General features: G+C 62.0%; 20 protein-coding genes and 1 pseudogene. 13 read left to right on the top strand and 8 right to left on the bottom strand.

Annotated elements, in window-relative coordinates:
• Positions 1–25 precede the first annotated feature (25 nt).
• Positions 26–874, bottom strand: a complete 849-nt coding sequence (locus KHP16_RS07410) for an SDR family NAD(P)-dependent oxidoreductase (RefSeq protein WP_211959872.1) — start codon at positions 872–874, stop codon at positions 26–28.
• Positions 875–1,161: 287 nt separating this feature from the next.
• Here KHP16_RS07410 and KHP16_RS07405 point away from each other — a divergent pair, with 287 nt between their 5' ends.
• Positions 1,162–2,331: a zinc-dependent alcohol dehydrogenase gene (locus KHP16_RS07405; RefSeq protein WP_211959871.1), complete on the top strand. Its 1,170-nt coding sequence runs from the start codon at positions 1,162–1,164 to the stop codon at positions 2,329–2,331.
• 26 nt (positions 2,332–2,357) lie between these two features.
• Here KHP16_RS07405 and mqo read toward each other — a convergent pair whose 3' ends face one another.
• Positions 2,358–4,067, bottom strand: coding sequence for a malate dehydrogenase (quinone) (mqo, locus tag KHP16_RS07400; RefSeq protein WP_211959870.1), 1,710 nt, complete (start codon positions 4,065–4,067; stop codon positions 2,358–2,360).
• 263 nt (positions 4,068–4,330) lie between these two features.
• On the bottom strand, positions 4,331–4,531 hold the full coding sequence (locus KHP16_RS07395) for a helix-turn-helix domain-containing protein (RefSeq protein ID WP_115952328.1): 201 nt from the start codon (positions 4,529–4,531) through the stop codon (positions 4,331–4,333).
• Between the two features lie 329 nt (positions 4,532–4,860).
• Between KHP16_RS07395 and KHP16_RS07390 the strand changes: the two genes are divergently transcribed.
• Positions 4,861–6,666 (top strand): thiamine pyrophosphate-requiring protein, encoded by a 1,806-nt coding sequence (locus tag KHP16_RS07390; protein ID WP_211959869.1) that lies wholly within the window; start codon positions 4,861–4,863, stop codon positions 6,664–6,666.
• Positions 6,667–6,669: 3 nt separating this feature from the next.
• A complete protein-coding gene (locus KHP16_RS07385; protein WP_211959868.1) occupies positions 6,670–7,230 on the top strand; it encodes a diguanylate cyclase in 561 nt (186 codons plus the stop codon).
• Here the strand turns inward: KHP16_RS07385 and KHP16_RS07380 are convergent.
• On the bottom strand, positions 7,183–7,794 hold the full coding sequence (locus KHP16_RS07380) for a carbonic anhydrase (protein ID WP_115952325.1): 612 nt from the start codon (positions 7,792–7,794) through the stop codon (positions 7,183–7,185). The two genes, KHP16_RS07385 and KHP16_RS07380, sit on opposite strands and share 48 nt — an antisense overlap.
• Before the next feature lie 41 nt (positions 7,795–7,835).
• On the bottom strand, positions 7,836–8,477 hold the full coding sequence (locus KHP16_RS07375; RefSeq protein ID WP_109581045.1) for an HD domain-containing protein: 642 nt from the start codon (positions 8,475–8,477) through the stop codon (positions 7,836–7,838).
• Between the two features lie 133 nt (positions 8,478–8,610).
• Here KHP16_RS07375 and KHP16_RS07370 point away from each other — a divergent pair, with 133 nt between their 5' ends.
• The 6 genes from KHP16_RS07370 to KHP16_RS28665 all read left to right on the top strand — a co-directional run bounded on the left by KHP16_RS07370 (position 8,611) and on the right by KHP16_RS28665 (position 13,636).
• Positions 8,611–9,639, top strand: a complete 1,029-nt coding sequence (locus KHP16_RS07370; protein WP_211959867.1) for a GlxA family transcriptional regulator — start codon at positions 8,611–8,613, stop codon at positions 9,637–9,639.
• Positions 9,640–9,987: 348 nt separating this feature from the next.
• Positions 9,988–11,184: an MBL fold metallo-hydrolase gene (locus KHP16_RS07365; protein WP_121490877.1), complete on the top strand. Its 1,197-nt coding sequence runs from the start codon at positions 9,988–9,990 to the stop codon at positions 11,182–11,184.
• A 112-nt stretch (positions 11,185–11,296) separates the two neighbouring features.
• On the top strand, positions 11,297–12,805 hold the full coding sequence (locus KHP16_RS07360; RefSeq protein WP_244214502.1) for a M20/M25/M40 family metallo-hydrolase: 1,509 nt from the start codon (positions 11,297–11,299) through the stop codon (positions 12,803–12,805).
• A 188-nt stretch (positions 12,806–12,993) separates the two neighbouring features.
• Entirely contained in the window at positions 12,994–13,230 is a 237-nt protein-coding gene (locus KHP16_RS07355) for a hypothetical protein (protein WP_211959866.1), read from the top strand.
• Positions 13,227–13,454, top strand: a complete 228-nt coding sequence (locus KHP16_RS28670; RefSeq protein ID WP_211959865.1) for an antitoxin MazE-like protein — start codon at positions 13,227–13,229, stop codon at positions 13,452–13,454. Before KHP16_RS07355 ends, KHP16_RS28670 begins: the two co-directional genes overlap by 4 nt.
• Entirely contained in the window at positions 13,451–13,636 is a 186-nt protein-coding gene (locus KHP16_RS28665; RefSeq protein ID WP_211959864.1) for a type II toxin-antitoxin system PemK/MazF family toxin, read from the top strand. Before KHP16_RS28670 ends, KHP16_RS28665 begins: the two co-directional genes overlap by 4 nt.
• Positions 13,637–13,834: 198 nt before the next feature.
• On the opposite strand, the pseudogene KHP16_RS28325 reads toward KHP16_RS28665, so the two are convergent.
• The 3 genes and pseudogenes from KHP16_RS28325 to KHP16_RS07335 all read right to left on the bottom strand — a co-directional run.
• Positions 13,835–14,013 (bottom strand): annotated as a pseudogene (locus tag KHP16_RS28325) (IS3 family transposase); the annotation flags it as partial.
• 734 nt (positions 14,014–14,747) lie between these two features.
• The gene (locus tag KHP16_RS07340; protein WP_211959863.1) at positions 14,748–15,464 is read right to left on the bottom strand and encodes an HNH endonuclease; all 717 of its coding nucleotides are present in this window, start codon (positions 15,462–15,464) and stop codon (positions 14,748–14,750) included.
• A complete protein-coding gene (locus KHP16_RS07335) occupies positions 15,461–16,852 on the bottom strand; it encodes an ATP-binding protein (protein ID WP_211959862.1) in 1,392 nt (463 codons plus the stop codon). Before KHP16_RS07335 ends, KHP16_RS07340 begins: the two co-directional genes overlap by 4 nt.
• Before the next feature lie 521 nt (positions 16,853–17,373).
• Between KHP16_RS07335 and KHP16_RS28320 the strand changes: the two genes are divergently transcribed.
• Genes KHP16_RS28320 through KHP16_RS07315 form a run of 4 tightly spaced genes read left to right on the top strand, consistent with a single transcriptional unit; the run spans position 17,374 to position 20,394 of the window.
• Positions 17,374–17,787: a hypothetical protein gene (locus KHP16_RS28320; protein WP_244835674.1), complete on the top strand. Its 414-nt coding sequence runs from the start codon at positions 17,374–17,376 to the stop codon at positions 17,785–17,787.
• Complete coding sequence (locus KHP16_RS07325) at positions 17,787–19,121, top strand: nucleoside 2-deoxyribosyltransferase (RefSeq protein ID WP_244835673.1); 1,335 nt, start codon at positions 17,787–17,789, stop codon at positions 19,119–19,121. Before KHP16_RS28320 ends, KHP16_RS07325 begins: the two co-directional genes overlap by 1 nt.
• Positions 19,118–19,738, top strand: a complete 621-nt coding sequence (locus KHP16_RS07320) for a 7-cyano-7-deazaguanine synthase (protein WP_211959861.1) — start codon at positions 19,118–19,120, stop codon at positions 19,736–19,738. The genes KHP16_RS07325 and KHP16_RS07320 overlap by 4 nt, the downstream gene beginning before the upstream one ends.
• Positions 19,739–19,758: 20 nt before the next feature.
• Positions 19,759–20,394, top strand: a complete 636-nt coding sequence (locus KHP16_RS07315) for an HhH-GDP family DNA glycosylase (RefSeq protein WP_244835672.1) — start codon at positions 19,759–19,761, stop codon at positions 20,392–20,394.
• Positions 20,395–20,529: the final 135 nt, after the last annotated feature.

Genomic DNA, 20,529 nt, shown 5'->3' with positions numbered 1-20,529 from the left:
CTTGTTAGAAATAACGGCTCACGACTTACGACTCACGCGGTTCGGACAAGGGCTCCGCCATCCGCCGATGCTGCTCCGCCAGCGTATCGGCAGGCGTCACGTTGGCAATCGCCGCACGCAGCTTGTTCTGCCAGCCCGTCACCACATCGCCATCGTTGCGCATCATCGCTTCGAACCCCTGACGCGCCACGTCGGCGGGATCGTCCTTCTTGCCCTGCGCCACGCGCGTATCGAGCATGTCGGCGCGTTCGAAGAACTCGGTTTCGGTCGCGCCGGGCATCAGGCACGTCACCGACACGCCCGAATCGCGCAGTTCATGCCGCAGCGCAAACGAAAGAGAATCGAGGAAGGACTTGGATGCGTTATAGACGGCCTGATAGGTGCCCGGCATCAACCCGGCGATGGAGCCTGTGATCAGGATCCTGCCCGAGCCCTGCATCCGCATGGCCCGCCCCACGTGATGCAATAGATAGACGGTTCCCGTCACGTTGGTCTCGATCACGCGGGCGATGTCCGAAAAATCCTGATCCAGGAAGGCATGCCCGAGGCCGCGGCCCGCGTTGGCGCATAGCACGCTGACCGGACGCCCGCGTATTGCGGCGATGAACTGATCCACGCCTGCGCGCGTGGAAAGGTCGGCCTCGACCGCCTCCACGGCAATCCCTTCTTCGCCAAGCGTCGTTGCCGCCGTGTGGATCTTTGGCTCGTCCGCGACGATCAGCAGGTCCATTCCAGCTCTCGCGCAGCACTCGGCGAGGTGATAGCCGATGCCGGACGAGGCACCGGTCACGAGCGCGAGCGGTCGGCTGCCGGCGGTATCCGTCGTGACGGGCGTCTCGGTAAAGGTGGCCGAGGGTGGTTGCGTCGTGCTCATGGCGTACTCCGGAGACGGAAAGACAGCGGGGAGCAGCAAGGTCCGTTCCACGCGCGCGGATAGCGTGGCGACGCGCGCTGAGGCGGCGCGACGTGCGGTGAAGCGGGCGCGATGTAAATCTGGTCGATAAAGTCGCTGCATTTTTGCGTTATCGCGTCGGCGGCATGACGACGAACGGGCGTGCCGCGGGCAAGGGCCGCGCATACGCCCCGAAAACGCACCGCTGGTCGCGCCGGGCACGGTCGATGCTGCCGCCAAGGGCACCGCTTCACCACCGGAGAACGACCATGAAAGCGCTGTGCTGGCACGGAAAACACGACATTCGCTGCGACACCGTCCCCGATCCGCGAATCGAACACCCCCGCGATGCGATCATCAAGACCACGAGCTGCGCGATCTGCGGCTCGGATCTTCACCTCTACAACGGCTTCATCCCCGGCATGGAAGACGGCGATGTGATGGGCCACGAGTTCATGGGAGAAGTGGTCGAGGTCGGCGCCGAGAACAAACGCCTGAAAGTCGGAGACCGCGTCGTCGTGCCGTTCACGATCATTTGCGGCGAATGCGACCAATGCCGTCGCGGCAATTTCTCGGTTTGCGAGCGCACGAACCGCAACAAGCCGACCGCCGACAAGGTGTTCGGCCACACGACCGCCGGACTGTTCGGCTACACGCACCTCACCGGCGGTTACGCGGGCGGGCAGGCCGAGTATGTGCGCGTGCCGTACGCCGACGTGGCTCCAGTAAAAATTCCCGAGGGCGTTAGCGACGAATCGGTGCTGTTTCTGGGGGATATCCTGCCGACGGGGTGGCAGGCCGCCGCGCAATGCGACATCCAGCCCGACGATGTGGTCGCGGTCTGGGGCTGCGGCCCGGTCGGTCAGTTCACGATACTGAGCGCGAAACTGCAGGGCGCGCAGCGGATCATCGCCATCGACCGCGTCCCGGAACGGCTCGCGCTCGCGGAGTCGCTAGGCGCGACGGTGATCAACTTCGATTCCGTCAACGTCGTCGAAGCGCTCAACGAACTGACTGCTGGCAAGGGCCCCGACAAATGCATCGACGCGGTGGGGTTGGAAGCGCATGCCACGGCTTCGCTCGACTCGGTCTACGACCGCATCAAGCAGGCGGTGATGGCCGAGTCCGACCGGCCACACGTGCTGCGAGAAATGATCTACGTGTGCCGTCCGGCGGGCATCCTGTCCATTCCAGGCGTGTACGGCGGCCTGGTCGACAAGATCCCGATGGGCGCCGTGATGAACAAGGCGTTGACGATCCGCACGGGCCAGACCCACGTCAACCGCTGGACCGATCACCTCCTCGAACGCATCCTCGCTGGCGACATCGATCCATCGTTCGTCATCACGCACCGCATCGGCATCGAACAAGGCCCCGAGATGTACAAGACCTTCCGGGAGAAGGAAGACGGCTGTATCAAGACCGTCATCAAGTTCTAGCCGCCGCCGGCAGCGGCTACCTCTGCTTACAGCGCGATATCCAGCACCTTCTTCACCACCCCAGGCGTTGCCATCGGGGTGGTCGAGGGCACCACGCCGTCGAGGCTCGGCGGGGCAATCGCAAGTTGCAGCGTTTCCGCGGTGGTTGCCCATTCGGTGGCCAGCAACTGCGGGTTCTCGTTGAGCTTCTTGCCGTAGCTGGGAACGATCTCGCGGATCTTCTGCTGCCATGCGGCCGTTTTCATCTGTTCCGGGAATACGCGCTCGAGCAGCGACAGCATGATCGCCGGCGATGTCGAACCGCCCGGAGACGCGCCCAGCAGCGCGGAGACCGATCGGTCGGCCGACACCACGACTTCGGTGCCGAGCTTCAGCACGCCACCTTTCTCGGGGTCGTTCTTGATGATCTGCACGCGCTGACCGGCTTCCCACAGGCGCCAGTCCTCGTCCTTCGCCTCGGGCATGTAATGGCGCAGGGCGGCCATCTTCTCTTCGCGCGACAGGGCGAGCTGCTGCGCGAGGTACTTCACCAGCGCGAACTCGTGCGCGCCGACCTGCAGCTGCGGAATGATGTTCGACGGCGTGGCCGCCTTTACCAGATCGAAGTACGAGCCGTTCTTCAGGAACTTGCTCGACCACGTGGCGAACGGCCCGAACAGGATCACCCGCTTGCCATCGAGCACGCGCGTGTCCAGGTGGGGCACCGACATCGGGGGCGAGCCCGTATCGGCAAGACCGTAGACCTTGGCCAGATGGCGCGAAGCGATCGCGGGGTTGTCGGTGACGAGGAATTCGCCGCCGACGGGGAAACCGCCGTACTGCTTCGCTTCGGGAATGCCGGACAGTTGCAGCAGCGGCAGCGCGGCACCGCCCGCGCCGATGAACACGTTCCGCGCATCCACCGTCTGGATCTTCGTGCCGTCGTTCACGTCGAAAGCGGAGACGCGCCACGTGCCATCGTCGTTGCGCGTGATCGAACGCACTTCATAGCCCGTGGTGACCTTCACGCCCGCCTTGCCGGTCAGGTGCCGGTAGAACTGCCGCGTAATCTCGCCGAGGTTGACGTCGGTACCGAGCGGCGAACGCGTGGCGGTCACCACCTCGTCGGGCTTGCGGCCTTCCATCATGATGGGGATCCACTCCGCGATCTTCGCGCGGTCGGTGGTCATCTCCATGCCGGCGAAAAGCGGAGAGGCCTTCAGCGCCTCGACGCGCTTGCGAATGAATTCGCGATTCGATTCGCCGAAGACGAGGTTCATGTGCGGCGTCGAGTTGATGAACTCGCGCGGATTGCCGAGCACGCCCTGACGCACCTGATGCGCCCAGAACTGGCGGGAGATCTGGAAGTTCTCGTTGATGTTGATCGCCTGCGTGATATGGACGTTTCCCTTGTCGTCCATCGGCGTGTAGTTCAGCTCGCAGAGCGCCGAATGTCCGGTGCCCGCGTTGTTCCAGCCGTTCGAGCTTTCTTCCGCGACCTTGTCGAGGCGCTCGAAGACTTCGCACGTCCAGTTCGGCTCCAGCTCCTTGAGATAGACGCCCAGGGTCGCGCTCATGATGCCGCCGCCGATCAGCAGCACATCGACCGTGCGATCGGCCTTTGCGGCGCGGTATTGACTGCCGAAGAAGTACGAATATCCGCCCCAGACGGCTGCGGCGCCGACAGCGGCTGCGAGGAATTTACGGCGGGTGAAAGGCTCGCGGCCGTGCGCCGGCTTGTTGTCCGATTGAGTCATTGGAGTCTGTCCAGGTAGCGTGCGGCACCGATTGCGACGGATGGAAGCTGTCGGGTGGACGCTGTCATAGGGGGCGTCGGCGGACGAAACGTCACACGCCGAGCGAAACGTCGATACGCGAGCGCGGATTGTAACCCACACTGACCGAAATATCAGGGAAAACCCTGATCACGACGCAGACTCCATGGCGAACAGCCGGTCCTGCTCGGCCGATAGACCTCACATCGGCCCCACATCGACCTCACATCGACCTCACATCGGCCTCACATCGGCGACCTATGGCCGCGCTCGAGCTGGACGATATCCGCCGCACGGATGCCGAGCGCCTGCGCGAACTGGTCATGGGTCAGCCCGTAACGCTCGCGTTCCGCGCGCATCATGCGGCCCAATTCGACGAGCGAACTCTGGCGCTCGTAAGCGGCGTGGACGTCGGGGTTCAATCGCGGCGTGGTGAGTGTGCGCATGCGGGCTCCGTGCTTGCAATGTTGCGTTGTCGATGGAGCCAGTCTCGTCTGGCGCGGCCACTCCCGCAATCGGCGCGCGTCCGACAGCGAAACGCCGTGGCGCTGTGTCGGCTTGTCCGATGGCACGCATTTCGCACCGCTGATGTCATGTCGCCTGTCATGTCGCACGCCATCTAGGCCGGATGTCGCATAGGCGCGCTTTGCGATGCGTCCGTACGCCTCACGCTCAGGTGGGCGAGGGCGGTTACGCGTGCAATTGTTACGCCGGCTTGTAATCGGGCCACGGTCGGCGCCGGTCGCGCCTTCCGACCAACCTAGAGACCATCCCCATGACAACAACCGTTGCAGACTTCATCCTCGAACGCCTCCGCGCCTGGGGCATCTCCCGCATGTACGGGTACCCCGGCGACGGTATCAACGGCATGCTCGGTGCGCTGGACCGCGCGCAGAAGTCGGGCCCCCGCCTGATCCAGGTCCGCCACGAGGAGAGCGCCGCGATGATGGCGTGCGCGCATGCCAAGTTCTCCGGCGAGATCGGTGTGTGCATGGCGACCTCGGGTCCCGGCGCCATCCACTTGCTCAACGGTCTCTATGACGCGAAGGCGGACCACCAGCCTGTGCTGTGCCTCGTCGGCCAGCAAAAGCTCGCGGCGCTGGGCGGCGATTATCAGCAGGAAGTCGACCTGATGTCGCTGTTCAAGGACGTCGCGCACGAGTACGTGCACATGGCGACGACGCCGGAGCAGGTGCGCCATCTGATCGATCGCGCGATACGCATCGCGCTGGATCAGCGAACGGTCACCTGCATCATCCTGCCCAACGACGTACAGGAGATGGAGGCCGTGCCCGCGCCGCCCGCGGAGCACGGCACGGTGCACAGCGGCGTGGGCTACGTGAAGCCGCGCGTTGTCCCCGATGCGCAGACCCTTGCGCGCGCCGCTGAGGTACTGAACGCGGGCAAGAAGGTCGCGATGCTGATCGGCGCCGGGGCGATGAGCGCCGCCGACGAGGTCATCGCCGTCGCGGAGCGGCTGGGCGCCGGGGTGGCCAAGGCGTTGCTGGGCAAGGCGGTCCTGCCCGACGATTTGCCCTATGTCACGGGCAGCATCGGCCTGCTCGGCACGCGCGCGAGCTGGCAGCTGATGAGCGAGTGCGACACGCTGCTGATGGTCGGCTCGTCGTTTCCGTACTCCGAATTCCTGCCGCAGGAAGGGCAGGCGCGTGGCGTGCAGATCGACCTCGACGGCCGCAAGCTGAGCCTGCGATATCCCATGGAAGTGCCGATGGTGGGCGATGCAAAGGAAACGCTCGCGGCGCTGTTGCCGCTGTTGGAGAAACGCACCGACTTCGCGTGGCGGGAGGAGGTCGAAGCGAACACCGAGCGCTGGTGGCGCGTACTGGAGCGGCGCGCCATGGACGACGCCGTGCCGATCAATCCGCAGCGCGTCTTCTGGGAGCTGTCCGCGCGGCTGCCGTCCAACGCGATCCTCTGCGCGGACTCTGGCACGGCCGCGACGTGGTATGCGCGCGATATCCGCATTCAGCGCGGCATGAAGGGTTCGCTGTCCGGCGGGCTGGCGACGATGGCCCCCGCATTGCCTTATGCGATCGCCGCGAAATTCTGCTTCCCGGACCGTCCGGCCTTCGCGCTGGAAGGCGATGGTGCGATGCAGATGAACGGCATCAACGAGCTGATCACGGTGGCCGCCCACTGGCGCGAGTGGGAAGATCCCCGGCTGATCGTGCTGGTCCTCAATAACGGCGACCTCAATATGGTCACGTGGGAACAACGCTCGCTGGGCGGAGACCCTCGCTTCGATACGTCGCAGACCGTGCCGTCGTTCGACTACGCGGCGTACGCGCGCATGCTCGGTCTCGAAGGTATCCGGGTGGAACGGCCCGCCGCCATCGGGGAGGTCTGGGACCATGCGCTCGCCGCCAGGAACCCGGTGGTCATCGACGTGCTGACGGACCCCGCGGTGCCGCCGATACCGCCTCATATGCCGACGCAAGCCGTGAAGAACTACGTCAAGGCGATGTTCAGCGGGGACTCCCAAAGCAGGGCCGTGCTACGCGCGACGGCACGCGAGATGTGGGCGGAGGTCGTGCCGGCGCAGCAGCCGAAGGAGGAGTAGGGCATGCAGGGACCCGTGCATGCGATCCTGTTGTATGGATTGGTGCCGCTATGGATCTTCGCGGGCGTCGGCGACTGGTGGTGCCATCGGCGCACCGCGATCGAACGCAATGCCGGGCTCAGGGAATCGATCATGCACAGCCTGATGATGATCGAGGTCGGCATCCCGGTGCTCATGGCGGTCTTTCTCGAGATCAACGCGCTGGTGCTGACCATCATGATGGCGGCGGCCATCGTGCATGCCGTGACGGCATGGATCGACGTCGCCTACGCCACGACGAAGCGGCCGGTGGTTCCGGTCGAGCAGCATATGCACAGCCTGCTTGAAGTCCTGCCGCTAGCCGCCATCGCATTGCTCGCGAGCGTGTACTGGGACCAGTTCCTGTCGATCTTCGGCGCGGGCCCGGCAAAGCCGGACTTCTCGCTATCGCTGAGGGCGACCCCGCTGCCACCGGGCGAGATCTTCGGTTTGCTGCTCGCCGTGGTGGCGTTCGTCATCGCACCCTACGCCGAGGAACTACTCCGCTGCGCCCGCCACCGGAAAGTCCCGCACCACCTCGGTTAGCGTGCCCGAGTTCATCTCGTAGAACAGGCCATAGAGCTTGACGTTCTTCGGCACTGCGGGACTTGCGCGCAGCAGTTTCACGTCATGCCGAATGGAATCCTCGTAGTGCCCGATCGCCAGACTGTCATGATCGAACAACCCGGCGATGTCCGCGTGATGATGGTCGTGAAACTCGCCGATCAGCGTCTCGGGCGTGAAGGCCGTCGCGCCGCAGAACGAGTGATGCACGACCACGACGTTCTGCACGCGGAACAAATAGTCCATCGTGGCGACGGATTGCAGCGCCGCCAGCGCTCTGCCGCCCGCATTGGACACGGCGAACAGCGTGCGCGTGTTGCCGATGCGGTTGCCGGCCTCGTCGAGGATGTTCTCGCCGGGATAGACTTCGTCGCCAAGATAGTTGGCCACTGCCTGCGGAATCTCCGAGGCGCGCGGATCGAAACAATGGATCACGATGGTCTTCATCGGGATGAACTGATTGAACCGCGCGGTGCTGTCCGGCGCGAACCACGATGCGTCGAACCACGGCTGCGTCCGGAATTCGTATTCGGAAAATCTGGTCATGCTTCTACTCCAGTCATTGATGGGGGATGAGCGTCCAACGCTCAGCTATCGAACGGCGCATGGTCGAGCAGATCGCACACGTCGGGAATCTGGCAGTCATGCACGTGGCGGCGGCCGATGTCGGCCAATCCGGTGCCGATCGCGGTGTGGGGCTTCTTCCTCACGACTTCCGCCAGCGCCGCCTGAAACGCCGCCTTGAACCCCACGCGCGGGTATTGCTGCAATACGTCGTCCACGAGCGATGGCGCAATCTCGTCCAGATGCAGGCCCATGACGTCGGCATGCGCGCCGAGGTAGACGAGGGCGACTTCGGGCTCGCGCCGGTCGGCGATTCCCGCCGTCGAGTGCAGCGCAATGGCATCCCACACGATGCGCGCCCGTGCTTCCGAATCGCCATGGCTGAGCAGAAACCGGCTCGCCGCGTCGGCGCCATCGACCTCGAAGCGTTGGTCCGCCATGAAATCCTCCGTGAGTCCGAGGTCATGGAGCAGCGAGGCGAGATAGACGGTCTCGCGGTCATACGTCAGTCCTCGCTTGCGGCCCAACAGATCCGCAAACCACCAGGTGCGATGGACGTGATGCAGCATGGCGTCCGCATGTACGCGCTTGACCAGCGACGCTGCTTTGCGGGACAGGGTGGAGTCGGGGGCAGCGACACCACCGATGGTGACGATTGGGTTCACGACGGACACTCGCAAGGGAAGGGATGTGCAAAGTGTAGGCAAGGCGGCCATGACACAAATGACTGTTTTCAGTCGTTTTGTGCCAAAATGAAAAATCGTTCCGCATTCCAACGCTTCCGCATCCGTCCCTCAGATGACGACACACGCACAACCCGCCCGCGAGCGGCCGCCGTCGGCCGCGAGACGTGTCGTGATCCTCGGCCTGCCCCCCGTCGATGCGCTCGACGTCATCGGCCCCGCGGAGGTCTTCGCGAACGCCAACCGCATGCACGCGGGCAAGCGGCCACCATATGTGCTGGAACTCGTCACGGCCAGCCCCGGTACGCAGATCGAAAGCGAAACGGGCATCGCCCTCGTCGGGCATCGAACGCTGGCGCAGGAGCGCCGGGCGGCCAGGCCGATCGATACCCTGATCGTCACCACCGGCTTCAGCGCCATCGGCAATGCGGACCCCGCAGCCATTGCATGGCTGCAAAAGCGTGCCGCATCGGTCAGGCGCATGTGTGCCATCTGCGTCGGCGCATTTCCATTGGCGGAGGCGGGCCTGCTCGACGGCCGCCGCGCCACGACGCACTGGCAGGCCGCGTCGTACCTTGCGGAGCGTTACCCCTCGGTGACGGTGGACCCGGCGCCGATCTGGATCCGGGACGGCAATGTCTATACATCCGCCGGCGTATCGGCGGGCATCGACCTCGCGCTGGCACTGGTGGCGGAGGACCTCGGCGACGAAGTGGCGCTCGCCATCGCACGAGGCCTCGTGCTCTACCTGCGTCGCCCCGGTGGACAAGCGCAGTTCAGCACCACACTGCGCGCGCAGCACACACCGGGATCGGCGCTCGAACGCCTCTGCCGATGGATCGCCGAGAACCTCGACGCCGACCTCAGCGTGGAAGCGCTGGCGAGCCATGCGGCCATGAGCGTGAGAACGCTCATCCGCGCATTCCAGCGGGAGCTGGACACCACGCCCGCACGGTACGTCGAAGAGGTTCGCATCGAGGCGGTACGACGCGCGCTGGAGATGGGAGGGCGAACGGTCGAAGACATCGCGCGACGGCATGGTTACCAGAGCATTGATGTCCTGCGAAAGGCCTTCATCCGCCGGGTGGGCGTCAGTCCCAAGGACTACCTGAAGCAATTCACGCCGGAGCGTGGGGCTGCATAGCGGTTACTGTCCCCGCTACAGATGCGTGCATGACGCGAGCATGACGCGGGCCCGCAACAGCGGGGCCGCAACCGTTCACTGCTGCACCGCAATTTTCCCGCGCAATCTGTCATGCAGCACGATCTCCCACGGTCCCCCGCGGACACCACATCCCGATCCTCAGGAAACCTGGCCAGGTTGCCAACGCCGAGGCAATGCATCGGCAACGCCGTCGCACCGCACCAACGCGCGCCGCGCGGGAATGTCCATACGTTTGCTTATCAGAGTCCGATACCTATGCTTCGTACCGCGAGCGGAGCAACGCGCGTCGTTCGTGACGTGATGTGATGTTCTTTAAGGAGACAAGCGATGAGAGCATTCCAGCTTGGACTGATTGGCGCGGCCATCATGGCGGCGTTTGTGCCTTCCATCGGGGTAGCGCAGGGCAACGACGAAGCGTCGGCTTTCCGGCGAAGTAACCCAGCGCAGCTGGCCGCGATGGTCAAGGCGCGGCAGCATTTCTTCGGCCCCGAGAATGTCGACGAGCGGACAGGCAAGGTTCGCGAGGACAAGGTCATCTTCTCGTGGTTCAGCGTCGCGTCGTTCGCCGTCGCCGCCAAAGGCCGCGTGTTCCTGCTGGACTCGTACATCTACCGCCTCGCGGACAAGCGGGCATACGTACCCGCCACCGTGCAGGATCTGGTCGATGTCCGCCCCGAATTCATCTTTCTGGGCCACGGCCATGGCGACCATGCCGACAACGCGGCCTATATCGCCAAGCTCACAGGCGCGACGATCTACGGCGCCGCCGAGCACTGCGATGCGATGAAGGCCGACGCCGCGCGCATCTTCGGCGCCGGCACGACGGTCAAATGCGAGGCGATCACGACCGCCGGTTCTGCGCCGGGCGCGGAAGTTCGCACGCTGCGGCCGCTGGCGCCGGACCTGTGCATCACGGCATGGAAGCACGTGCATTCGGCCACCGTGCCGGTGGACCCGTCGCTGCCTCCCAATCCGATCAATGCGGTACGCGACCCGAGGGTAGACACGCTGTTCCCGCCGAACCCCGCGCCGGCGCTCGACACGCGCACCAACGCGGGCGTGGGCGGCCCGATTCCGATCATGTACCAGTTCACGGTCGGCGGATCGGACTTCACGTTCACGTGGCACGACACGGCCGGCCCGCTGAAGGAGCAGGCCCCTGCGCTGTTGCAGTACTTCACCACGCTGCCGAAGACCGACGTCGAACTCGGTGCTGGCGTGAGCATTGGCGAAGCGAACAATGGCGTGCGCGATATCACGATGTATATCCAGGCGCTACAGCCGAAGGTCTTCTTCATGACCCATACGGACAACTTCAATATCGGCGCATCGATGTTCTATCTGCAGGCGATTCAGCGGCAATTCGATATCTTCAATATCCCCGCCGCCGATCGTCCGGAGATCCGCGGCCTGCACGACCCCTACGACTACGTGCGTCCGGGGCTGATGACCTTCAATTACCGCGACGACTATTGGCGGGATTCACGGCGTGGCAATCGCCATAGCCGCTATTGTTCTGGTTGATCGATCGTCGAGCGTCTGGCGCGGCTTCGCATGAAGCGGATTTGGCCTTATGCTTTGTCGGCTTACCACGACAAGGAAGACAATGAGAGCCAAATCCGCCCAACAATTGGCGATGCTGTTCGCAACGACGTGCCTCACGGCCGCCGCCGCGCAAGCCGCCTCCATGACACCAGAAGCCGCCCAGACGCAAGCCGCGGCCAGCTACCGCGAGTATCTGGACCTGCTGAGCATCCCCAACGATTCGATCGTCCCCGAAGACATCCAGCGCAACGTGGCGTGGCTCGAACAGGCGTTCAAGAAGCGCGGCTTCACGACGCAGGCGCTCGATAATGACGGCAAGCCCATGCTGTTCGCCGAGTACCCGGGCAAGCAGCCGAATCGCAAGACGGTCCTGTTTTATATGCACCTGGACGGCCAGCCGGTTATCCCGTCGCAGTGGCAGCAGAAGAGCCCATGGACGCCGGTGCTGAAGCAGAAGGGCGCCAATGGCAACTGGGAGGAGATCGACACGAACAAGCTGTTCTCGGGCACGGTGGATCCGGAGTGGCGAGTCTTCGGCCGCTCGTCGTCCGACGACAAGGGCCCCATCATGATGATGCTGGCCGCGATCGACGCACTGAAGGGCGCCAACGGCGAGCCGGCGGTGAACGTGAAGGTGATCCTCGACAGCGAAGAAGAAAAGGGCTCGCCGTCGATCGCCAAGGTCATGCAGGCACATAAGGATCTGCTGGCCTGCGACGCGATCGTCATCCACGATGGCCCCATGCACGCGACGAACCGTCCGACGCTGGTCTTCGGCAACCGCGGCGCCGCCAAGGCGAAGCTGACCGTCTACGGCCCGAAGTCGCCGCTGCATAGCGGCCACTACGGCAACTACGCCCCGAACCCGGCACAACGCCTGGCCACGCTGCTGGCGTCCATGAAAGACGACACCGGCCGCGTCACGATTCCGGGCTACTACAGCAAGGTGAAACTCGGCGAAGCCGAACGCAAGATCATGGCCGCCGTCCCGGACGACGAGACCGCCCTGAAACGCCGGCTTGGCATCGCGCAGACCGACAAGGTCGGCAAGAACTATCAGGAAGCGATGCAATACCCGTCGCTAAACGTACGCGGCATGGCCGCCGCCGCGGTCGGCGACAAGGTCGCCAACATCGTCCCCGACAAGGCCGAAGCGGAGCTGGACCTCCGCACGACGCCAGACTCGGACGCCGCGTACCTCGGCAAGCTGGTAGAGCAACACATCGTCAAGCAGGGCTACCACCTCGTACAGGGCGCCCCGACGGACGAGGACCGCGCCCGCTACGACAAGCTGGCCTCTTTCAGCTACCAAAGCGAAGGCGGCAACGCCGCCGGCTCGCCGATCGATTCCGGCGTCGCCAAGTGGGCATACGCGGCGTTGACCGGCACGTTCGGCACCAACCCCGAACCGGTACGGATCCGAATGATGGGCGGCACGGTGCCCACCGCCGAAATCGTGAACGTACTGAAGGTACCGTTCGTGATCGTGCCGTTGGTGAACGCCGATAACAATCAGCATGCGGCGAATGAGAACCTGCGGCTCGGTAACTATACGAGCGGCGTGCGGACGATGTATGGGTTGCTGACGCAGGGGTTTTGAGTCGTTTCTGAGTTGTAATTCAAGGGATCGCAGCGCGTCGGCGCTGCGATCCCTATTGAGGGTGCTGCTCGTCAAAATGAGAGTCATCTCATATCCAGCGTGCGCCGAGTGGCTCAGAGTTGATGCAACGGATCGATGGTAGTGCCTCTTCAGGAACCACGATCCATTGGTCAACAAAGGAGCCAAAGATGCCCGACAACCCTCGCAGCAAAACGACGGAAGCTAAGACGGAACGGATGTTCGAGAAGCGACACCGAAAGCGCAACGCCGCAGACCGGATGATCAAGGTAGCGTGCATCCTCTGTGGCGGCACGTCAGCGGCGCTAACGGCGGCGGTGCTCGTACCCAGCGGCCCCGTGATCACTGGTATCGCGACAGTTTTGGGGCTGATTGGGAGCGGGTTGGTGGTGAGGAAATATGGGTGATCGCTCCGGTCGCCGCCACGCCAAGGACGCCTATCGCCCGTGAGTTCCGGGCCGCCAAGGCAGCCTTGGGGTTGCGCCAAGTGCAGATATGGGTGCCAGACACGCGCTCCCCCGCCTACATTGTCGAGGGCAAGCGACAGTCGGCGCTTATCGCATCAGAGCCTCGCGAATGGGAACTCGCGGAAGAGCTCGCCAAAATGAGTGATACGTCGGGGTGGAAATGAAGCGAGGTGACGTTGTTGTGGTTGCGATGAACACGGAGGTCGGTAAGCCTTGCCCAGCTCTCATCGTCCAATCGAACATCTACTTGGACCAGCATCCAACCGTCAACGTACTACCTATCACTAGCGAACTTCGCGGACACACCCGCATTTCGGATTCGCGTGGAACCGGACGAGCAGAATAGGCTTCGAGAGATATCGGAAATTATGGTTGACAAACTTCAATCGCCGCTGAGGGACAGAGATCGGAAAGGTTATCGGCCGTCTCGCCAGCGGTCGTATGGCGGAGGTGGACCGCGCACTGACCGTCTGGCTCGGTATCGTCTGATCTACACATGTTTTGATAAGAGCGCCTAATCTGTGCGCTCGGGCCCCGACGTCCGGACCGCATCGCGCCTGGCCTGCGGGCCCACTATTTTCGCGCCAGCAGATTCTTCAGCGCCACGTTGTCGAGCATTGAATCGGCCAGCAGGCGTTTGAGCTTGTTGTTCTCCTGCTCCAGCTCCTTCAAACGATGCGCGTCGGAGACAGTCGTCCCGCAAAACTTTGTCTTCCAGCTGTAGTGGCCCTGCCTCGGCCTCTTTCACCACGCCGATGCCACAGGGGGCAGGTCACAGGGTTTTTGGCCCGTTGTGCAAACGCGTATGTGTCGCTAATGTTTGTTATCGGTATAGTTGCGTGTTGTGAGGCAAACGTAGTACGCCCATGTATCTAAAAGCTGAGTCTTTTTCTGACTCAGCCGAAGCGCCGCAGCTACTTGGCGAACCGCCAGCGCTTGGCGGGCGTACAGGATGGTCGACCAGCTTGTACTGCATGCCTCCTGACGCCGGCGATCGTACATGTCGAGCGTCAACTGCCGCAGACGTTCGCACGGTCCTATCGAGGACGCACGACTACGAGACGTTGCTGAGGGCGTTGCGACGACTTGAGGGCGTTGCGACGACTGGCGCGCCTGGCGGGGACGCATACCCTCAATGCGCTTGCGATGCCTCACCCGGAGCTTGCGGGGATACGCCTGTCCGCCTCGCAGTGTATCGCCGTGGCCAGTCTGGCCCGGTCGCTTGCGCCGTGTATACGCCAGCAATTCGCAAGTGCTACGCGTTCTCTCTTGAGGTGGCCAGAACGCTGTGGTGCGCGTCGCCTTCTTTTCAGTGGCGCGCACCCCGGATCGATATCTGGACGAGTTTCACGGCCGCCGGTCTCTGTGACAGACGATTGGGCTTTGGCGACCATACGGGAGAAACCGCCAGCATGATCGTGGACAAGCTGTCGTCCATCACGGCCGATGGTGTGCAGCTACGCTGCTTCGGCAGTCTGCGGTTTGCGAAGCTGAGCAAAGCGCGCGCGGCGTGCCTCGTCGATGCCCTTGTCACACAGTTCCCTGATGCAGCTCAGAATGATGACCTGTTCGGCACCGCTATTTGCATCGCCAAAATCCTGATGCAACGTGCCGATTTCACCAGCGATCTCTACTGGCACATCGCCATACTCGCTGACCTGATAAAGAAATCGCAGCAATCCGCAGATCTCGATGGTACGCCGCCCCTTGTCCGTGTGCGGAATGAAGAAAAGCGGGTTGGAAACAACCTTCAGGTGTGCCTCGTATTGATCGAAGTGCGGGTGGCATATCAGGTACGCTTCGCGATTACGCGGAAACCTCTTGAGTTGCGGATTTGTGAGAACATTTTTGTTCGATTTTTCTCCGTTGCAGTCCTTGCAGGCGATGCATAGATTCTCGGGCTCGAACATGAACTCGGGGCGCGCGTCTTTCGCAATGATGTGCTCTGCGTCCCATGCGCCGTTGTGATCGACCACCATCTTCTGCTGGCAATAAGGACACACGTGATCCTGCACTTTGATGTAGTAGTCCTTTATGTGCTTTTTCACATCCGACAGGTCGCCGTCATCCGTCTTGTCCCAGTAGCTGCCCTGTTTTTGCTCGGGCGATAGTGCCGCGAAGGCGTCTACCTTGGCCCTGATCTTTCCTTCATACACGACTGGCGCGGGAATCATTGCAGACGCTCCATAAGGACCTCTTCGAGCATCGTCATGAGCTTGCTAACTGGATCCGACGCGTCCAGCACGGGTTTGAGCTTCAGCAGTTTGTGCGCAAACGAAACCTGTTCGTCGGACAGGGCTCCGGACTTACTGAACTGGGTCAAAAGCGAAATCAACTCGCGGGACAGGTACTCATTCTTGTATCCGGGGGCGCCGAAGGTATTGGCGAGCTGGAAATCCGACGATCGCTTGATCAGTTCGCTTGCGTCCACGGTTTCACCGGTTTCAATGTTGAGGACAAAGCAGTTTTCATCCTCCAGTCGCGAGATAATTTGGGGAGAATGGGTAGCGATGACGAAATGGCAGCGCTTGAAACGACTGAAGGTCGAAATCAGAAGCTTGATATAGCGCTCTTGCCACTCCGGGTGGAGGCAAATCTCGGGTTCATCGATGCAGATCAGTGATCCATCTTGAATATGCGCGGCGATGCCAAGAAAGCCCAGAACAACGGACTGCTCGCCAGAGCTGGCTTCGTTCAGATGAATTCTATTGTGGGAATTGAGCTTGCGCAGGCTTACTTCTCGGAGCTTGAGCAGCCCAAGCTCCAACAGAAAGACAAAATCCCCATCGATCTGGAGATTGGGGTTGTTGACGCTTCTTACGCCGGTATGATCGATCACAATATCGATTCTCGGGCGCGTGAGCGCACCTAAAAATCTGTTCAGCACATGCCAAATGGCTTTCGCATTCGCTGACCAGATCCGGGTGTTTGGTCGCCAACCACTCTCTCGCTTCTGCAAATACTCATGGAGGTGTGCAATGGCATCTTCCTCCTCCGCGTCGGTGCTCAGTAGCTCCTTCAGCTTGGAAATCGAGTACGGAAGTTGGAGGCGTGCCGCAATGGTCCCGTCGTACTCCAGGTAATTCAGAACATTGCAAACCTGTTCGGCATGTTGCCCATTTTCAATCATCGAGTCGATGAGCCCCGTTATGGCCCGACTCATAAAAGAAATGCCGAGATTGCGGCTGGAGAGGCCACGTATGCCGAGATACTCGTAGCTGGCGCTATCGATACCTGGAAGGTACATGCGAAAGTCAGGACGGGAGGGAGCCGGCAACGGAAACCGGTCGAATGGGCTGGCTGACAATGCGATCACACTGCTCGGTCTGTACTCGTAGGCGAGTTTGAAGTCCGGCGGTGGCGCACTGATTTGCAGATCATCCGAGTTCCGTCGCTCGTCACGGGCTTCGGGCGGGACGAACGTCTCGACAATTGCCTTCAGCAGTCGGCTCTTTCCCGTGCCGTTTTTCCCAACCAGTACGGAGTATTTGTTTGCATCCTCGACCACGTTAGGCGTCGTGGCATGGAGCGTTTTGCCACCAAGAAAAAAGACAGATAGCATGAATGTGAACGAGCGGTGTGACGATGGCGAGCGGGCCGTCGGGTGGGGCGGCACGCCTATGAGCTTTGGAGGAACGGAACGAAGCGGAACTTGTTAATGCTGGTCGCGCCGCGTGACGACTACGCTGGGCTGCTGCGATCGGTCATTGTGGAGAGCATTTCAGATTTGTGATGCGGATTGTCCCAAGGCGGGTGGACTGTACCTCATGGCATGGTAAGTGGCGCGTAGCACGGGCGCCCGTTCACGACGCAGTCGGCCTGCTGTTCTATCGGGCATTTTGTCGTGCTGCAACCCTACTTTCATGGGGGTGACGGCGCGCTGCCTCCTATAATTCAATTTAGTTTGATTAACGTCTGATAGAGAAAATATTCAATATTTGTTCGCGCCGTCTACGTCGTAAGCTCACTCCGGCTTCGGAGGCGAAAAAATTGATTGCCGGGCAATGCGGCTGCCGCGTAAGCGCGCGGACCCACGGGTAAAGATGTCTGTCGGGGCAAAGCACTCGCGTATCGCGTGTCTGTGTGAGCCATATTTTGCCGAATGCGAAGAGGGGTCTTATGGGAAGCTCAGGGTCTGGCAGTTTTTCCGATTATTCTGGATCGACCGCGCCGAAGAGCGGACCCGGCGCGGGCGGTGGCGGGACGAGCGGCGTCGACCGATGTCAGCAGGCATTCTCGACGGTGCTGGAAGAGGTGGCGCAATGCGACTACTTCACGCAGTCCAGAACTGTGCCGGGCGTCGACCAACCCCTGACCCTCGTTTTTGCGACGCGCGTTTTCGCGGTTGATCAGCGCGGTATCAAAGTCGGGGCCCTGCCGACCGCTTACAACTACCTCGCGTCTTGCCTCAAGGCCGGGTTGAGCTACACTGGCGTGGTCAGGTCGTCGGCGCTCACGCCAATGCCTACCGTTGAAGCCGACTTCGTTCCCCAATAATGGAGACGCACGCCGACGCAGTGCTGATCGTTGGGGAAATCGTCGTCGACTTCACCCTTCCTCAGCAGAAGGCGGAATCGAAGCTCAGGCTTGGTGGGATCGTCCATGCAGCGAGAGGTCTGTGGGCTGCCGGCGTGCCGTACGCGGTGGCCGCCTTCTGTCCGAAATATTTGGAAGGCGAAGCGCGCCGCTATCTCGCGGCGCACGGGTGCCAGGAATTCCACTGGGTCGGAGATATCGTTGGGGCGCCGAATGTCGTTGCGATTGTTGACCCGACTGAGGTCTCGCACCAGGGCTACGAAGACCTGCTGCGTCAATGCAAGCAGGTGGTAGTGCGCGAGCCGGCTCCTGATCTGCGGGGCTACAGTCGGGTGGTCGTCTTTCCGGGCAAATATGACATGGGCGGACTGCGAGACCAGTTTTCCCTTGATGCGAAATTTACGTTCGACGTGGCCTATGACGTCGACAGCCTAGCGTCCTTGCAGCCCTTCCAGGCCCGCACCGAAGCAGTCATCCTGTCGACGTCGTCAATACTCTTCGCGGCGCTAGGGGCGGATTCCGTTGATCCCCTGATTGCCGAAGTGACGACGCTCTCGCCCGAAGTCTTTCTCTTAAAGGAGAACCGCGGCGGCAGCCGACTCTTCGATTTGCGTGATGGCAGCGTCGAGGAAATTCCCGCTACGCTCGGTGAGACGGTCAATTCTGTTGGCGTGGGCGACGTCTATTCGGCGGTGATGGTCGCTTACGCGGAACGGGGTTGGGTCGAAGCGGCGTGGCGTGGATGCCAAGCCGCCACGGTGTATGCGCAGACCACGTATCCGGACGATCTGCGGCGGGATGTACGACGCAGCTTCGCCCTGACAGTGGGGGAGTTGCGCGGATTGGGCGGCACGAGGTTGCCCTGGCACGATCGCCAGCGATTCTCCATTTACCTCGCCGGGCCGGATTTTTCGTACGTCCACAAGCCCGAGCTGGACCGTGCCGTCGAGAGCCTCGTTTATCATAATTTTCGCGTACGACGACCCATCCAGGAGAACGGCGAACTGCCGAAGCCGGCCAGCGATGGCGACTTGCGCCGCACCTACCGGTTGGATTGCCAACTGCTAAAGGCCTGCGACGCCATTTTTGCGATTCCGTTGGAGCGCGATCCCGGCACGCTGGTTGAAATCGGAATGGCCATAGGGCTGGGTAAACCGGTCATCACATTCGATCCGCGCAACGAAAACAACAATACGATGGTCATAGCGGGAAGTTCGGTATACTCCGCGGACCTTGACGCGTGCCTGAACGGCACCTTCGACGCACTGGCCAAATTGAGGATCGCAACGGCATGAAGGCGGCGCTTCTCCTGGCGTCTGGCGGACTGGACTCCACGACCGTGGCGTATCAACTTTTTTCGAGGGGCGTTGATGTTCTGCCGGTATTTTTCGACTATGGACAGCATTGCGTGGAGACCGAGTGGAGCAGGGTTAATGAAGTGCTTCCGTCGGCGATGCGCCGGCCGGCGAGGTATGACATTTCCGACGTCTTCCGGGATTCCGCGTCGCGCCTAATTCGCGAGGCGAACCTCTGGAACGAGGAGGTCAAGGATGATGAGCTGTATATTCCGTACCGGACCATGCTGTTCTTTGCAGCCGCAGCAGCACGCGCCCAGACTGTGGGCATCTTGGACGTGTACACCGGCTTCATCAACAGTAACCATGCCAAAGAAATTGACTGTACCGCTGCGTTCATGAACAGCCTTGACGCGCTGACCACCACCATTGGTCCCGTGCGCTTTCACTCCCCCTTTCGCCACGCATCCAAGGCCGATGTCGCACGTGCGGCTGCTGATCTTGGCGTGCCGATCGGACGGACATACTCCTGCCAGGCGTCGGCAACATTTCCGTGCGGGGCCTGCCCTAACTGCGTGGAGCGGCTCCAAGCATTGAGACTGGCAGGGCTAGTATGAGCGTGGCCCAGGATTCTGCCATGGCGGTTCTGATGGCCGCGCGACGGATTGCGGACTGCGCGAGAGACGAGGGCGCGCTTGCCGAGCAAAATATTCCCAGGGCAACCTGCGGGCATCTCGGTGCGGTGCTGGCGGATTCGGTCCTGCAGGCTGGTCTGAACTACGCGACGGTGGTCCGCCCGAGGGTGCTCGCCATCTTGCGCACCTATCCCCAGCTAGGCACGGTCTCGGCGTTGCTCGGGCTGATCGAGGCGCGGGGGACTGGCGACTTCCTTAGCTGGCGACATCACGAAAAGGTCGCGCGGTTTGAAGCGCTGGTCGCTTTCCTAAAGGCCTGGGGCGTCGAGGACGTGCAAGACTTGCGTGCCCAACTGACTCTTGAAGCCTTTCGCAGTGCCATGCAGACCCTTCACGGCATCGGCCCGAAGACCGTGGACTACATGGGCTGCCTAGTGGGTATCGAGTCGATCGCAGTGGACCGGCACGTGCGCACGTTTGCCAGGAAGGTTGGTGTCGAGAATGACGACTACCATTTTCTTCGGAAGGCGTTCTGCTGCGCTGCGGATCTGCTTGCGCTCCCTCGTAGAGAGTTTGATGCCTGGCTCTGGCGACGGGCAACGACGTCCGCGCAAACGCAACTCGGCTTTGCATTCTGACCGTGGTCCGCTCGCTCCGATGGCGGGCGGACGGGCCTGATTGCTGCCGCGCTACTTTACGTCCGATGGACTGAATCAAGCAGTGCGACTCGCCTGCTGTATACCGCTCCCGCACCGGGCACCGGGGTATCGAGG

The organism is Cupriavidus plantarum (assembly GCF_905397285.1).
GTDB lineage: Bacteria > Pseudomonadota > Gammaproteobacteria > Burkholderiales > Burkholderiaceae > Cupriavidus > Cupriavidus plantarum.
Note: the sequence above shows the minus strand (reverse complement) of the source record. Positions and strands in the feature narration are given on the sequence as shown.

What these genes read in the sequence shown, in the direction of transcription:
- KHP16_RS07410 (WP_211959872.1), bottom strand. Translation starts at nt 874, where the DNA reads ATGAGCACGACGCAACCACCCTCGGCCACCTTTACCGAGACGCCCGTC.
- KHP16_RS07405 (WP_211959871.1), top strand. Translation starts at nt 1,162, where the DNA reads ATGAAAGCGCTGTGCTGGCACGGAAAACACGACATTCGCTGCGACACC.
- mqo (WP_211959870.1), bottom strand. Translation starts at nt 4,067, where the DNA reads ATGACTCAATCGGACAACAAGCCGGCGCACGGCCGCGAGCCTTTCACC.
- KHP16_RS07395 (WP_115952328.1), bottom strand. Translation starts at nt 4,531, where the DNA reads ATGCGCACACTCACCACGCCGCGATTGAACCCCGACGTCCACGCCGCT.
- KHP16_RS07390 (WP_211959869.1), top strand. Translation starts at nt 4,861, where the DNA reads ATGACAACAACCGTTGCAGACTTCATCCTCGAACGCCTCCGCGCCTGG.
- KHP16_RS07385 (WP_211959868.1), top strand. Translation starts at nt 6,670, where the DNA reads ATGCAGGGACCCGTGCATGCGATCCTGTTGTATGGATTGGTGCCGCTA.
- KHP16_RS07380 (WP_115952325.1), bottom strand. Translation starts at nt 7,794, where the DNA reads ATGACCAGATTTTCCGAATACGAATTCCGGACGCAGCCGTGGTTCGAC.
- KHP16_RS07370 (WP_211959867.1), top strand. Translation starts at nt 8,611, where the DNA reads ATGACGACACACGCACAACCCGCCCGCGAGCGGCCGCCGTCGGCCGCG.
- KHP16_RS07365 (WP_121490877.1), top strand. Translation starts at nt 9,988, where the DNA reads ATGAGAGCATTCCAGCTTGGACTGATTGGCGCGGCCATCATGGCGGCG.
- KHP16_RS07360 (WP_244214502.1), top strand. Translation starts at nt 11,297, where the DNA reads ATGCTGTTCGCAACGACGTGCCTCACGGCCGCCGCCGCGCAAGCCGCC.
- KHP16_RS07355 (WP_211959866.1), top strand. Translation starts at nt 12,994, where the DNA reads ATGCCCGACAACCCTCGCAGCAAAACGACGGAAGCTAAGACGGAACGG.
- KHP16_RS28665 (WP_211959864.1), top strand. Translation starts at nt 13,451, where the DNA reads ATGAAGCGAGGTGACGTTGTTGTGGTTGCGATGAACACGGAGGTCGGT.
- KHP16_RS07340 (WP_211959863.1), bottom strand. Translation starts at nt 15,464, where the DNA reads ATGATTCCCGCGCCAGTCGTGTATGAAGGAAAGATCAGGGCCAAGGTA.
- KHP16_RS07335 (WP_211959862.1), bottom strand. Translation starts at nt 16,852, where the DNA reads ATGCTATCTGTCTTTTTTCTTGGTGGCAAAACGCTCCATGCCACGACG.
- KHP16_RS07325 (WP_244835673.1), top strand. Translation starts at nt 17,787, where the DNA reads ATGGAGACGCACGCCGACGCAGTGCTGATCGTTGGGGAAATCGTCGTC.
- KHP16_RS07320 (WP_211959861.1), top strand. Translation starts at nt 19,118, where the DNA reads ATGAAGGCGGCGCTTCTCCTGGCGTCTGGCGGACTGGACTCCACGACC.
- KHP16_RS07315 (WP_244835672.1), top strand. Translation starts at nt 19,759, where the DNA reads ATGGCGGTTCTGATGGCCGCGCGACGGATTGCGGACTGCGCGAGAGAC.